Consider the following 14,191-nt stretch of genomic DNA (forward strand, 5'->3'; position numbering starts at 1 on the left):
TTTAAAAATATTATTAAAATAGGAATTATATAGGGTAGATATTAAATATAATTATTATAAGGCGCAAAATTTATACTTATTTAAATGATGGGGTATTAAATAATTTGGTTAAAAGGAGGGGTAAAGCCTAAATTACTTATAGTTATGTTAAAAAATAACATAGAATAGGTTTTGGAGGATGTTTATGAGAAGTATTTTAATAATAGTAGATACTGATGATAGAGATAAAGAATTGAGAGATGAAATAATAAAAAATATTGATAATCATGTAGAGGGTAAGGTTGAAAAGTATTTTTTATATTTAGACGATATGAATTTAAATCCATGTGTAGGATGTTTTAATTGTTGGGTAAAAACTCCTGGTAAATGTATTATAAATGATGATAATGAGCTTAAGAATAGATTGTTTATAGAATGTGATTACATAGTTTTAGTTTCAAGAATATTGTATGGAATGTATTCTCCATCATTTAAAGTTATTCTTGATAGAATGATACCTAATATTTCACCGTTTTTTCAACTAGTTAATGGAGAGATGCATCATAAAAAAAGATATAAAAAGGATTTTAAGATGTTTGTAATAGGATATTCCACTAAATTATATACTGGAGAAGCTAGTACTTTTAAAGAATTGTTTAATAGAAATATGATTAATTTTCATTGTAAAGAAAATGAATTTTTAATTCTTGAGGATAGTAATAACATACAAAATAAAATTACTACTAGATTAGATAATTTGTGTGGGGTGAATTAAGATGAATATCGTATTGATTAATGGAAGTCCTAAAGGAGAAAAATCTTGTAGTAAATACTTACTGGAAGTAGTTAAAAGTTACTTTGATAAAGAAAATAATGTTTATGAAATTTCTATAGCGGATAAAAGAATAAAAGATGTAGATAAATTTCATGTATTAACTAATTGCGATAATATAGTAATTGCTTTTCCTCTTTATGTAGATTGTCTTCCATCTACAGTAATTAAATTTTTAGAGGGATTTGAAAAATACACAAAAGAAAATAATATAAAATGTGATTCTAGGATATACGGTATTGTTAATTGCGGCTTTTATGAAGGTAAACAGAATAGGCAAGCACTTAAGATACTTAGAAACTTTACAAATCACATAGAAAAATTAAGATATGGTGGGGGAATAGGCATTGGAACGGGTCCGTTTATTGGAAATAGTTCTAGTATTCCATGGCAGGCTAAGATTAAATCATCGATAAAGGAAGCTTTAGACAAGCTTATTGATGTTATAAATAGTGGAGAATCTATGGGTAAGGATTTGTACGCAGAAGCGAATATGAATAAGGTACTTTATATGCAAGCAGGAAACTTTGGATGGATAAGTTCAGGATTTAAAAACAAGGTATATATAACAAGTTTTAACAAGAAGCCATATAAAATTAAATAATTGGATTATAATATTAAAAAAACTGTTAAATATTATAGTAGTAATATTTTGAAGATGTATTATTTTGATACATCTTTTATTTTTTTAAGAAAATTCTATTAAATGTGGGACATATTGAAATTATAAAGTGTAATATGGTACAAGATGATTATTGACCAAGTGGTCAGTTGGTGGTACTATTTAAAATGATGAAAGTAATAATATAAAGGGGTTTAGATATGAGTGATAAAGAACTTCAAAATGCAGAGATTAAAGATAAAATAATAAAAGCAGCTATAGAAGAATTTGCTGAAAATGGATATAAGGCAGCATCTACAAATAGTATTTGTAAAAAGGCTAAAGTATCAAAAGGGTTAATTTATTATTATTTTAAATCAAAAGAAGAAATTTACTTACATGCACTTAAGTTTGCTATAGATAGATTTAAAGAAAATGTAAATATTGAAATAGATGATAAAGATAAGTGTGGGATAGATTATATAAGCAGATATTTTGATATTAAATTCAAATTCTTTAGGGAGAACCCCCTTTATTCAATGCTTATAGTAAATTCTGTACTTTATTATAACATTGAGGAAGCTATTAAATTAAGTGAAGAATTTCAAGAGTATAATAATAATCTTATATACAAAATCATTAAAAATATAGATATAAATCCTAAATTTGATAGAGAAAAAGCCTTTGAGTTAATAATGATTATAGGTGAAAAGTTAGAAGAAAAGCATATGAGAAATATTGGGGATAAAGATAAAGATACAGTAATAGAAGAGTTTAGAAAAGACCATAAAATAATGATAGAAATGGTCTTTGAAGGTATAGATAAATAAATGGAGGAGTAAAAATGATAAAAGGAATTATTTTATTAACAGTATTTGTTGTAATAGCATTTTTTGTAGGGAAGCTAGTTACTAAAGTTAAACTACCATCTATTCTTGGATGGTTATTAACAGGTATGATTATAGGACCTCACGCATTAAATTGGATGACACAAGGATTGCTAGACTCAAATTGGTTTCATATTTTAAGTAACGTTGGAGAAGTAACTGCAGGTATGTTAATTGGTACGGAATTAATATTGAGAGAAATTAAAAAGTCAGGAAAACAGATAGTAACTATTACTATATTTGAAGGGTTGATTACATTTATAATAGTAGCAATTGCATTTTTCTTTGTTGAAGATATTCCAATGTCAATTGCATTAATATTTGGAGGAATTGCATTAGCAACAGCTCCGGCACCATCTTTATCAATAGTTAGAGAGTACAAGGCAAATGGGCCAGTTGCAAAAACTTTAATACCACTTGCAGCGTTAGATGACATATTAGCAGTAATAGTATTCTTTTTAGTCATTGGTGGAGTTTCAAGTATGTATACTGGTGGAAGAATCCAAATACTTCCTATATTAATGATGGTAATTTTACCGATGGTAGTAGGTGGAATAACTGGATATGTAAGTGGTAAAATTCTACGTAAGAGCTGTGATAAAAAAGAAACTATTATAAAGAATATGCTGCTTATAATTGTTACAGCTATGATTGGTAGATTTGTAAGTCAAAATATATTAGAAATTAATTTATTATTAGTAGGTATAGCATTTTCAGCTGTTATTGCAAATATGGTTTCAGAAGAGAGATTAAAAGAAATAATGGGAGCTATGAATCCTATTATTGGAGTGGCATTAATGCTTATGATAGTAGCATTAGGAGCACCACTAGATTATCATCTAATATTAGGAGCTGGAGCACTTACTGCTGTATATATAATAGCTCGTGCTATAGGTAAAATATTAGGTGCATACCTTGGTGGTAAAATATCAAAGGCTGACAAGAATGTATGTAAGTATTTAGGGCTTTCATTACTTCCTCATTCAGGAGTATCACTTTTATTTACAGGAATAGCAGTAACAACTTTATTACCAATAGCACCTGAGTATGCAACTATGATTCAAGGAACAATTGCAGCAGCGGCAGTAATAAATGAAATTATTGCAGTATTTTTAGCAAAGCAAGCATTTAAGATGGCTGGAGAAATTGAATCAGAAAAACAAATTCCTGACTCAAAAGTAGTAAGTTAATAAATTAGATAAGTTAAGTAAATAAGAAGTAAAAAAAAGTGGATTCAATTAGAATCCACTTTTTATTTTTTTATGTAAATGAAACTCCATAATTTTTTATTAATATTATATTATGCTCTTTAAGCGGAGCATCTAAAAATATGCATATTATTAGTAAGCTATAAGTTATAGAGGTGATTTTATAATTGTTGGGGTATTATTTTTTATTAAATCATAAACTTATAGTGTAAGTAATAGTAGGGAGAGAAATGATGAGTAATAGTACATGTAACTATTATTTAGATGAAAATGCTCCAGGATATGTAGTGGAATATAGAGGGAATTTTAAGGAACAAATTGATAAGGTAGATTATGCATGTGGTGATACTATTACAGATACATTAGCAGTAGTAGCTGTAAGTGAAGAAAATCTTGATAGATTAAGAAAAGATGTACCGGCAATAATATTTATTGAGGCTAGAAGCGTATATACACTTCAAGATATATCACCAAGTGATGTTGATAATATATATCAAGTTAAAAGTAATCCTTATATAGGTTTAAATGGAAGAGGAGTTTTGGTTGGAATAATAGATACAGGGATTAACTACTTGAATAAGGAGTTTATTAGAGAAGATGATACTTCGAGGATAATTAGTTTATGGGACCAAAGTATACAATCAGATAGAAAAGAGAATGTATATATAGGAAGAGAATTTACCAATGCAGAAATTAATAATGCAATTAAAGCACAAAAAAATAGACAAGATCCATATGCACTTGTAAATAGTAAAGATGAAGTAGGGCATGGCACAAAAATGGCAGGGATAATTGGTGCTAGAGGATATAACGGAAAAATGGTTGGAATAGCCAATGATTGTGATTTTTTAGTTGTAAAACTTTTTGAATCACCTAATTATAAGACAATTTTAAAGAGGAACAATCTTCCTATAGTTCCTGTTTATAATAATTCAGAAGTATTAGCAGCTATTGCCTATCTAGAAAAACGAGCACAAGAACTAGAGAGGCCGATAGTTATATACTTAGGAGTTGGTAGTACACAGGGAAGTCATGATGGATATAATATTACAGCAAGATTTATTACTTCAATAGCTGATAAAAGTGGAATTATATTTGTTGCAGGTACTGGAAATTTGGGGAATAGTGAAGGCCATGTTACAAGGTATATTAAAAATGTAGGAGATATTGATACCGTTGAAATAAATATACCTAGAACTATCGAAGTCTTCAATTTCTATATATGGGTTCAGAAGCCAAATAGAATGTCTTTAAGCATAATTTCTCCAGCAGGGGAGGAGATAGGCTTTTTTATACAAAAAGTACAAGCAAAGTATGATAGAAAGTTTTATTTAACAGATACAAACATTCAGGTTGAAGAATATGATCCGGAAAATTATACAGGACATCAGGTTTATCATCTAAAATTTAAAAGTATAAAAGCTGGTATATGGAAGCTGAAATTAAAAGGAGAGTATATAATCAATGGAAGATATGATATATGGTTAAATGATAAAATGTTGATGCCGGAGGGAACTAAATTTTTAGAACCTAGTCCATATAATACATTAACAATACCATCTACTGCTATGAGAGTGGTAACAGTAGCGTATTACAGCAATATAACCGGTGGAATTCAGGCAGAATCAGGAAAAGGATTTAATGCAAATTATCTTATCAATCCAGATATAGCAACGGTTGGGACAAATATATTAACAATAGATTTAGATGGGAACAATGTCATTTCAACAACTGGAAGTTCTGCTGCAACAGCAATCGTAGCTGGAGTATGTGCACTTTTACTTCAATGGGCAGTAACTGATAAAAATGATTTAGCTATTAATTCTACTAAAATTAGGAGTTTATTAATATATGCAGCAAAAAGAAAAGGTAATTTTATTTACCCAAATGAGGAAAATGGATATGGTGATATGGATTTAGATGAGGTATTTAATATAATAGCTGGAAATTATAGAATTAGTGATAATGAATACGACGAGTATCATATTAATAATTTATTTGTAAGAATTCCAAAACAATAGTATTGAATTGGAGGACATTAAGTGGAATATTTAAAAATTAATAATTATAATCCTAAATATAAAGAGAATATTTTTATCAATAGGAATTATTTACATTACGTAATTCAATATGAAGGAGAAATAAGTAATATAAAAGAGATTCCAGGGATACACATAACTGTAATAAATGATAGTTTTGCGATACTTTCTGTTGAACAGAATGATATAGAATATACCTTTGATGCAACGGAAATTGTAAATAAAATTAATGAAAGTGAAGTAAGTAATAAATTTTATATAGTATATCTTGAACCGTTAACACTGTTTTCATTACAACAAATATCAGCTATTGAAGCAGCAGGAGTAAATCTTTTACAGGACCAGATGCAATTGAATTTAACAGGTAAAGGGGTAGTTGTTGGGATAATAGATACAGGTATAGACTATTTAAATGAAGAGTTTATGGATAGTGAAGGAAATACCAGAATTAATCTTATATGGGATCAGACTATTGATTCTATTAAGGAAGAGAATAGAGAGATTCCTTTTGGAGAAGTGTATACAAAAGATGATATAAATAGAGCAATACAGGCAAAAAGGAATGGAGAAAATCCATATAGTATAGTTCCAAGCAGAGATATGAATGGACATGGAACAAGTATGGCGGGAATAGTTGGTGCAGCAGGGAAAAATCCAGATATAAAAGGTATTGCACCAGAATGTGAATTTGTAGTAATAAAATTAGTTGAATCCATAGGATTTAAATATAGAAATGGGTATGATGAAAGTGTAACAGTATTTGATGCATCAGTTATTTTCGCAGCAATAGAATTTTTAAATCAATATTTATTAAGACAGCAAAAACCTGTCGTAATCCTTCTTCCATTGGGAAGTAATGCTGGAAGTCATAAAGGAATAAATCTTTTGGATTCTTATATAGAAAGTATAACTAGAAACATAGGAATAGCTGTAGTTAGTGGAACTGGTAATGAAGGAATTGAAGATGAACATGTTTCAGGGATAATACAGGAAGTATCAGGTGAAGAGGTAGTGGATCTGATAATGGATGAAAATCAGAAAGACTGTTTTGTAGAAGTGTGGGTAGATTTGCCTAATATAATGGAGGTTGGTCTTATATCTCCATCAGGAGAGGCCACTGGAATTATTCAGCTATCATTTAACCTTCAGGAAAAATATGAATTTACTATAGAAAATACAAAAGTGATGATAAATTATTTTGTTCCAGAAAAATATAGTGGTGATGAGTTTATAATGATTAATTTTTCTAATATTACTCCGGGAATTTGGAGTATAGTATTAAAATTAAAGCTTGGTTCAAATGCAAGATATAATATGTGGACAATGCAGAGAGAGCTTTTGGAGAAAGGTACAAGATTTAGCCCTAGCGATCCATATGGAACTATAACTATTCCAGGAGACTCATCTTTTGTTATAACTGTAGCTGCATATAATCAAAATAATAATAATCTTTTGGGCTACTCAGGTACAGCATTTAGAGATGATAAGGATGATAAGATAGACTTTGCCGCAGGAGGAGTAAATACGTTAACGGTAGGACTTAATAATACTACAAGGATTATTAATGGTACAAGTCTTGCAGCTGCTATTGGAGCAGGAGCTTGTGTATTATTATTTCAGTGGGGGATAGTAAATGGCAATTATCCATATATGTATACACAGAGTATGAAGACATTTTTTAGGAGAGGGACTGAAAGAAGAAGAGGAGATAAATATCCTAATTCGCATCTTGGATATGGAATAATTAATTTTTATAAAATATTTAATAATATGACATAAAACTATTTAGATGAAATTTTCACAATACAAAGTTACTCTATAAAGTTTAAATATATCATAAAGAAGTAACAAAAATAATGAATTATTATATTATATATTGTAGGGGAAAAGACGGGGGTCGTTAGATAGATTTATTTTCATGTTCAGTACTAGATTTAATAATAAACATACAAGGAGTTATAGGTAATATATGTGTTATGAATCTATCATCTTAAAGTCTTAAATTCCTTGATATGAAACTTATACCTACAAGTTGTAGAGAAGCCGTATTACTAATTTGGTAATACGGCTTATTTTTATATTATATATAATATTACGAGATAGAGATTTCAAAGTTGAAGTAATCTAAGAAAAGAAGTCTTTATATTTAACTAATAAAAGTAATTGTCTGATTCTGTTTCTTGAGTATTACTTTCAGTAGTACTATTAGAACTAGAGTCTTCTTCTAGACTATCTTTATATAGTTTAATAAATGCATCTAGTCTGTAGAAGTTCGCAAATAAACTTATTAGATAAGAATCCTTAAGTTGTTGTAATGTTGCTAAATCAGGATTTTCTTCGGTATTATTAAGTTTAAGTAAAGCTTCTGAATATCTATTCATTGATACTATCCATAATAAGGTATATCCAATAGAAATTAATATTTGACCATAAACAAAGGTTTCTTCAGGTGTACGACCAGTGTTATTTATATTTAATATATCTAATGTATCTAAATTGGCAGCAGAGAAAAATGTTAGATATCCGAAAGATGCAAATAATGCTCCTATTTTTTCTAAGTTAGCTAAGGCTAATTCTAAATCTTTTAGGTATAATTCAAAAGCATCTGTTGAGGAAGTGCTTTTATTTGAATTTTTATTGTCTTTACTTTTTTTCAAAAGATGCCTCCATAAAAGAATTTCATGATAGTATATGCAAAAAGATGATTATTTGAAAGCGTAAAGCATGCTTTTATGGAGAAAATAAATTTCAACTTTTTTATAGCTAATCAAGGGTATAAAAAAGTTGAAATTTATATGTTTATGTTATAGAACTTTTAGGTCTAGAAGTTCTACATCAGAAGATATAAAACCTTCTTTTATAGGCTCAACATTCATAAGGTCTGTCGATAAATATTTTTTATTATCATCTGCAAATACAGTAACTATATTGCCTTTGAAATTATTTAATTCAAGGGCTTTTATTGCACCTATAAAGTTAGCACCAGAAGATATTCCAACACCTAAACCAAATTTTTTACATATCATTTGAGACATGATTATTGAATCACCATCATCTACGCTAATTACATCATTTAATTTCGATAAATCTAAAATCGCAGGTATAAACTCATCTGAAATTCCTTGGATACGATGCTTGCTAGATGTATGTTTTCCTTTTGATAAAGTTGGAGAGTTAGATGGTTCAAGAGGATAAATTTTTAAATTCCGATTTCTTTCTTTTAAATATTTACCTATACCCATTACTGTTCCACCAGTTCCTACACCAGCAATAAATAAATCAGCTTTTAGACCATGCTTTTTTAATGCATGATATATTTCAGGACCTGTAGAGTAATAATGAGCATAAGTATTATCTACGTTAGAAAATTGTCCAGGTAAAAATATATCAGAACAATTTTTAGAACATTCCTCTGCTAAGGATACACATTTTAGGAATCCACCATCTTCTTTTGATACTAAGTGAAGTTTTGCATTATAGCTTTCTAATAGCTTTATCCTTTCTGTACTAAGCCAGTCAGGCATATAAATATGCACTTCGTGTCCTAAATAAGCACCTATAGCTGCAAAAGATATACCAGTATTCCCACTAGTAGCTTCTACAATAATATCATTTTCTTTTAATCTCTTATCTGAATATGCTTTTTTTATCATATATATTGCGATTCTATCTTTAATGCTTCCAGTTAAGTTGTAGTGTTCAATTTTAGAATATACCTTAAGAGGTTTTCCTTTATAAGTAAAAGAAATTTCAACTAATGGAGTGTTTCCTATAAGTTTTTCTAAATTACTTATTTTATTTGAAATATTCATAATTAAGACTCCTAAACTAAGATTATTAATATTAAATATATGTCTTAGATTTAGAAATATTTATTATAAATTTTACGAATTCTTAAGCATTTATAGAATTTTTATCATCTAAAGGTGTAGAAATTTCTTTCATTGCTTTCTTAAATTGAATTATAAATAATATTGCTGTAGTTGTAACTGCTAAGATATCTGCAACAGGTTCAGCAGTAAATACAGCTGTTGTTTTATCTTCCATAAACATTGGCATAATATAAATTAAAGGTATTAATAAAATTATTTTTCTAAGCAATGCTAAGAATAAAGATGCTTTTGCATTACCTAGAGCAATAAATGTTTGTTGGCATGCAATCTGAATACCGAAAATACAAGATACAGCCATATATATTCTAAGTGCTCGACTTGCAAAATCTACAAGCTCAGGGTCGTTATTAAATATTAATATAAATGCTTGAGGGAAAATCATTGCAGAAGCCCAAAGCACAGTAGAGTAAGTTAAACATGAAATAAGTAAAAGCTTAAAGGCCTTCTTTACACGATCAGCATTCTTAGCACCAAAATTATAACTAATAATTGGTTGTCCACCTTGAGTTAATCCTGTTAGTGGAAGCATAGAAAATTGCATAACACTTGTAAGTATTGTCATTGCACCAACAGCGATATCACCACCATATTTTAATAGTGAAGAATTAAAACAAACTGCGATTAAACTTTCAGTAGCTTGCATAATAAATGGAGCAAGTCCAAGTGCTATTGATGGAAGAATAATTTCTTTTGATAGACGTAAATGTTTTTTACGTATCTTTAAGGTAGTTTTCTTTCCTGTTAAGAAGAATAAAATCCAAATCATTGATAAAGATTGTGAAATTATAGTTGCAAGAGCGGCACCAGCTACCCCCATATTAAATCCGAAAATAAAAATAGGATCTAGGATAATATTTGTTATTGCACCAATTAAAACAGTAAGCATACTTGTTTTTGCAAAGCCTTGTGCACTTATAAAGGCATTAAGACCAAGCGTTAATTGAACAAATATAGTACCTAAACTATATATTCTCATATAGCTTGTTGCATAAGTTATTGTATTCTCACTTGCGCCAAATAATAAAAGTAAATCTTCAGCGAAGAATAAAAATATTATTGTAAGTGTAATAGATATAATTACAAGTAAGGTAAAAGAGTTACCTAAAGTCTTCTCAGCAGTGTCTTTTTCACCTTTTCCAAGAAATATAGATGCTCTTGGAGCGCCACCCATACTAACAAGTGCTGCAAAAGCAGAAATAATCATTATTAAAGGTAAGCAAACACCAACACCTGTTAAAGCTAGCTTGCCCACATTAGCTATATGACCAATATACATACGGTCAACTAAGTTATAAAGTAAGTTAATAATTTGTGCTGCAATTGCAGGTACTGCTAATTTAAAAAGTAATTTTCCAACACTACAGGTTCCTAGTTCTTCTGTTTGATTATGTTGCATAATATCAGTCTCCTTCTTTATTTTAAAATAAAATTGACAATGATTTATATTAATTATAATATAGTTTACAAGGAAACAGTTTACAATTCAACTATCTTGGAGGAAAAATGGATACAAATTTTAAAATTTCTAATATTTTATATAATATGAAACATATTGGTGATTTATATTATGACCTTTCTTCTAAAGCTGCAAAGGAATGTAATTTAACAAAACCAGAAGCAGATATTTTACTTTTTATAAAAAATAACCCAGAATTTAATACTGCAAAGGATATAGTTAAACTTAGAGGATTTTCAAAAGCATATGTATCTAAGGCTGTGGAACCTTTATTAGATAAAGAATTAATAACAATCGAGATAGATAAAGAAGATAGAAGATGTCAACATCTTCTTATTACAGAAAAATCAGAACCATTACTTGATATATTATTAAAGATGCAAAGAGAATTTATTGATATTATTACTGATGGTATTGATAAAGAAGATATAAAAACATACATAAAAGTTATGGATAGTTTTTATAAAAACTCTAAAAAAAGGTAAAAAATATGTATTAAAAATCTTTTTATAACAAATAATAAGAATAATTATTATAGTTATAAGGAGTTTTTTTTATGAAAAAGATACTTATTAGTACAATTTTTGTTTTAATTTTAACTTTTATAATTACTTCATATACAAGTGCTGAAAATGTCAAGAATAATATTAATCTTGAAAAAGCAATAATTAGTAATGTTAAGGTAACAACTGAAGGTAATAGATATATGACATTTTATGAAGATATAAATGGAGGAACTAATAATGAAGTATTAGTTTATATATGGGGACCAGACTTTAGTAATAGCTGTGGAGATACTTTATTAGTATTTACTGAAGAGAATGGAAATTATAGTTTTATATCTAAGACTACAAGTGTTAATATGCCAATAATAATAAGTAATTCAAAAACTAATGGATTTAATGATATAATTGTGTATGTTACCGGTGGTGGGGTTAAGAATGGATTTTATACAGCATTAAAAAATCAAGAAGGTAGATATCCACTCAATCCAAGTGTTCAACCAAAGGTAGATTTAGATAAAATACATGTTAAAAGGTTAATTAACGTAAATATCAATCAGAGTACAGGAGAAGAGTTAAAGTTGTGAAAGAGTATAAGTTTGAAGCAGAGATAAAGAAGGTAGATGGAAAAGATGCATCATATATAGAGATACCATTTGATGTGGAAAAGGAGTTTGGAGCAAAAAGAATAAAAGTTAAAGCTTCATTTGATGGAATTGAGTATAGAGGTTCTATTGTTAAGATGGGATTACCTTGTTATATGATAGGACTTACTAAGGATATACGCAATAAAATAGGAAAAACTTATGGAGATACTGTTAAAGTAATAGTAGAAAGAGATGTTGAAGAGCGTATTATAGAAATTCCAGAAGAGTTAAAATTGAGATTTAATGATAATAAAGATGCATATGATTTTTATAATGATTTATCATATTCTCAAAAGAAAAAATATGTTACGTGGATAAATTCTGCTAAGAAAAAAGAAACATTTGAGAAAAGAATTAATGATACTATAATAAAATTATCAAATAAAGAAAAAATGTAAATAAGATTATTTATAGGAAATTTTAATATGTAAGCCCCTTCTGTAAATGCAGAGGGGGTTTATGTTTAAATTAATATTTGTAAATTAATGTCGAAATGAAAAAAGAATAGAATGTCGAAAAGGGAAAAAAATACTCTAAATATAATATTTGTATAAAAAATTTGCTTATGATAAAATAAATGAGTAGTATTTATGGGATACGGGGGATGAAAGATGGAATCTGTTTTTAATTGTATTGATGAATGCATAATGGTTCTAGATGAAAAAAATATAATAAAATTCTGTAATAAGAGTTTGTTAAATATATTGGGCTATAATTTGAATGATATACAAAAAAAGAATTTGATTAATATTATACAAGGGATTAATAATTTCGATAGTGATGGAGAAGTAATTATTTATAACAAAGAAAATACTCCAGTTCAATTTACATATAAAGTAAACAGCGCATTATGGAAAGGAAATAGTGCAAAAATTTTAGTTTTAAAAGAAAAAGAATTATATACCAAGGCTGATTTAGAAAAGATATTAGAAAATATTCCACTATTGGTATGGATGAGAGATTTAGAAGGTAAATATATTTATGTGAATAGATCATATTGTGATTTTATGGAACTAAGTAAAGATGAAATAATAGGAAAGAGAGATAGAGATTTTCTTTGTAAAGAAGACTCATCTGTTATAGAAGAGGAAGATAGAAGACTAATAAAAGAAAAGTGTAATATTATTGAGCAAGAGGAGCTTAGAATAAAAAATAAATTAGCCCTGTTTTTTGTAGCTAAGGATGTGGCAGTAGATAAAGATGGGGATGTTAAATATGTTTTTGGAGTGGCACATGATATTACAGATATTAAGAAGATAGAAGAAAAAAGAAGAGAACTTGAGAAAGAGATTGAAGTAGAAAAGATTAGAAATGAATTTTTTAATAATATTTCTCATGAATTTAAAACTCCACTAAATGTTCTTTTATCTACTACTCAATTAATAGGAAGCCATATAAAAGAGCGAGATATTAAAGAGATAAGTGGAGAGAAGATTAAAAATTATATCGAAATGATTGAGAATAATTCTTATAGGTTATTGAGATTAACTGATAATCTTATTGATATGACTAAAATAGATACTGGAGAATATAAAATAAATTTAGAAAATAAAGATATTGTATCTATAGTTGAAGATGTAGTATTAACAGCTTGTGATTGCATGGGGAATTTCAGTGGTGAAATTATTTTTGATACAAACGTAGAAGAAAGAATAGTTGCCTGTGATCAAGAAAAAATAGAAAAAGTTATACTTAATTTACTATCTAATGCAGTGAAATATGGTAATGATAATGGTGAAATCTTTGTTAATATAAACTCTTATGAAGATAGTGTTGAGATTTCTGTAAAAGATAATGGAATTGGAATATCACCAGAGAATATTAATAATATTTTTGAGAGATTTGGACAAGAGGATAAAAGCTTATCAAGGAAACAAGAGGGAAGTGGATTAGGTCTGGCATTAGTAAAGTCAGTAGTAGAAATGCACAATGGAACTATTAATGTACAAAGTGAACTAGGAAAAGGTTCAAATTTTATAATTACACTACCAGCAAAAAGAGTAGTTAAGAGTGAGCAGCTTAAATTTAATATTTGCAACCAAACAATTTTTGAAAAATGTATGATAGAATTTTCAGATATATATGCTATTATATAATTTAATATAGATAGATAAGTAAACACCTGCTATATAAGTAGGTGTTTTAA

At 28.2% G+C, this 14,191-nt stretch carries 13 protein-coding genes; 10 read left to right on the top strand and 3 right to left on the bottom strand.

The window, feature by feature from the left end; translation table 11 throughout:
- Nucleotides 1-184: 184 nt before the first annotated feature.
- The 6 genes from LQE93_RS05240 (at nucleotide 185) to LQE93_RS05265 (ending at nucleotide 7,325) form a co-directional block, all read left to right on the top strand.
- On the top strand, nucleotides 185-754 hold the full coding sequence (locus LQE93_RS05240; protein WP_231072422.1) for a flavodoxin family protein: 570 nt from the start codon (nucleotides 185-187) through the stop codon (nucleotides 752-754).
- A gap of 1 nt (nucleotide 755) precedes the next feature.
- A complete protein-coding gene (locus tag LQE93_RS05245; RefSeq protein WP_231072424.1) occupies nucleotides 756-1,415 on the top strand; it encodes a hypothetical protein in 660 nt (219 codons plus the stop codon).
- 218 nt (nucleotides 1,416-1,633) lie between these two features.
- On the top strand, nucleotides 1,634-2,242 hold the full coding sequence (locus LQE93_RS05250; RefSeq protein ID WP_231072431.1) for a TetR/AcrR family transcriptional regulator: 609 nt from the start codon (nucleotides 1,634-1,636) through the stop codon (nucleotides 2,240-2,242).
- A gap of 14 nt (nucleotides 2,243-2,256) precedes the next feature.
- Entirely contained in the window at nucleotides 2,257-3,489 is a 1,233-nt protein-coding gene (locus LQE93_RS05255) for a cation:proton antiporter (protein ID WP_231072433.1), read from the top strand.
- A 251-nt stretch (nucleotides 3,490-3,740) separates the two neighbouring features.
- A complete protein-coding gene (locus LQE93_RS05260; RefSeq protein ID WP_231072434.1) occupies nucleotides 3,741-5,528 on the top strand; it encodes a S8 family peptidase in 1,788 nt (595 codons plus the stop codon).
- A gap of 21 nt (nucleotides 5,529-5,549) precedes the next feature.
- Nucleotides 5,550-7,325 carry a S8 family peptidase gene (locus LQE93_RS05265; protein ID WP_231072436.1) on the top strand — a complete coding sequence of 592 codons (1,776 nt, stop codon included), beginning with the start codon at nucleotides 5,550-5,552 and terminating at the stop codon, nucleotides 7,323-7,325.
- Between the two features lie 371 nt (nucleotides 7,326-7,696).
- Here the strand turns inward: LQE93_RS05265 and LQE93_RS05270 are convergent, their stop codons facing one another.
- From LQE93_RS05270 to LQE93_RS05280, 3 genes are all read right to left on the bottom strand, one after another.
- The gene (locus LQE93_RS05270) at nucleotides 7,697-8,203 is read right to left on the bottom strand and encodes a hypothetical protein (RefSeq protein ID WP_231072437.1); all 507 of its coding nucleotides are present in this window, start codon (nucleotides 8,201-8,203) and stop codon (nucleotides 7,697-7,699) included.
- Between the two features lie 147 nt (nucleotides 8,204-8,350).
- Nucleotides 8,351-9,361, bottom strand: a complete 1,011-nt coding sequence (locus LQE93_RS05275) for a PLP-dependent cysteine synthase family protein (protein ID WP_231072576.1) — start codon at nucleotides 9,359-9,361, stop codon at nucleotides 8,351-8,353.
- Nucleotides 9,362-9,440: 79 nt separating this feature from the next.
- Nucleotides 9,441-10,835 carry an MATE family efflux transporter gene (locus LQE93_RS05280; protein WP_055263739.1) on the bottom strand — a complete coding sequence of 465 codons (1,395 nt, stop codon included), beginning with the start codon at nucleotides 10,833-10,835 and terminating at the stop codon, nucleotides 9,441-9,443.
- 107 nt (nucleotides 10,836-10,942) lie between these two features.
- On the opposite strand from LQE93_RS05280, the gene LQE93_RS05285 reads away from it, so the two are divergent.
- The 4 genes from LQE93_RS05285 to LQE93_RS05300 all read left to right on the top strand — a co-directional run bounded on the left by LQE93_RS05285 (nucleotide 10,943) and on the right by LQE93_RS05300 (nucleotide 14,141).
- Entirely contained in the window at nucleotides 10,943-11,380 is a 438-nt protein-coding gene (locus LQE93_RS05285) for a MarR family winged helix-turn-helix transcriptional regulator (RefSeq protein WP_231072439.1), read from the top strand.
- 71 nt (nucleotides 11,381-11,451) lie between these two features.
- The gene (locus LQE93_RS05290; protein ID WP_231072444.1) at nucleotides 11,452-11,985 is read left to right on the top strand and encodes a hypothetical protein; all 534 of its coding nucleotides are present in this window, start codon (nucleotides 11,452-11,454) and stop codon (nucleotides 11,983-11,985) included.
- Complete coding sequence (locus LQE93_RS05295; protein WP_231072446.1) at nucleotides 11,982-12,443, top strand: YdeI/OmpD-associated family protein; 462 nt, start codon at nucleotides 11,982-11,984, stop codon at nucleotides 12,441-12,443. Before LQE93_RS05290 ends, LQE93_RS05295 begins: the two co-directional genes overlap by 4 nt.
- Before the next feature lie 213 nt (nucleotides 12,444-12,656).
- The gene (locus LQE93_RS05300) at nucleotides 12,657-14,141 is read left to right on the top strand and encodes a sensor histidine kinase (protein ID WP_231072448.1); all 1,485 of its coding nucleotides are present in this window, start codon (nucleotides 12,657-12,659) and stop codon (nucleotides 14,139-14,141) included.
- The last annotated feature ends 50 nt before the right edge of the window (nucleotides 14,142-14,191 follow it).

It is taken from the genome of Clostridium sp. NSJ-145, assembly GCF_021044725.1.
Lineage (GTDB): Bacteria > Bacillota > Clostridia > Clostridiales > Clostridiaceae > Clostridium > Clostridium disporicum_B.

Coding starts and splice junctions, on each gene's coding strand:
- LQE93_RS05240 (WP_231072422.1), top strand. CDS start 185: ATGAGAAGTATTTTAATAATAGTAGATACTGATGATAGAGATAAAGAA.
- LQE93_RS05245 (WP_231072424.1), top strand. CDS start 756: ATGAATATCGTATTGATTAATGGAAGTCCTAAAGGAGAAAAATCTTGT.
- LQE93_RS05250 (WP_231072431.1), top strand. CDS start 1,634: ATGAGTGATAAAGAACTTCAAAATGCAGAGATTAAAGATAAAATAATA.
- LQE93_RS05285 (WP_231072439.1), top strand. CDS start 10,943: ATGGATACAAATTTTAAAATTTCTAATATTTTATATAATATGAAACAT.
- LQE93_RS05300 (WP_231072448.1), top strand. CDS start 12,657: ATGGAATCTGTTTTTAATTGTATTGATGAATGCATAATGGTTCTAGAT.
- LQE93_RS05260 (WP_231072434.1), top strand. CDS start 3,741: ATGAGTAATAGTACATGTAACTATTATTTAGATGAAAATGCTCCAGGA.
- LQE93_RS05280 (WP_055263739.1), bottom strand. CDS start 10,835: ATGCAACATAATCAAACAGAAGAACTAGGAACCTGTAGTGTTGGAAAA.
- LQE93_RS05255 (WP_231072433.1), top strand. CDS start 2,257: ATGATAAAAGGAATTATTTTATTAACAGTATTTGTTGTAATAGCATTT.
- LQE93_RS05290 (WP_231072444.1), top strand. CDS start 11,452: ATGAAAAAGATACTTATTAGTACAATTTTTGTTTTAATTTTAACTTTT.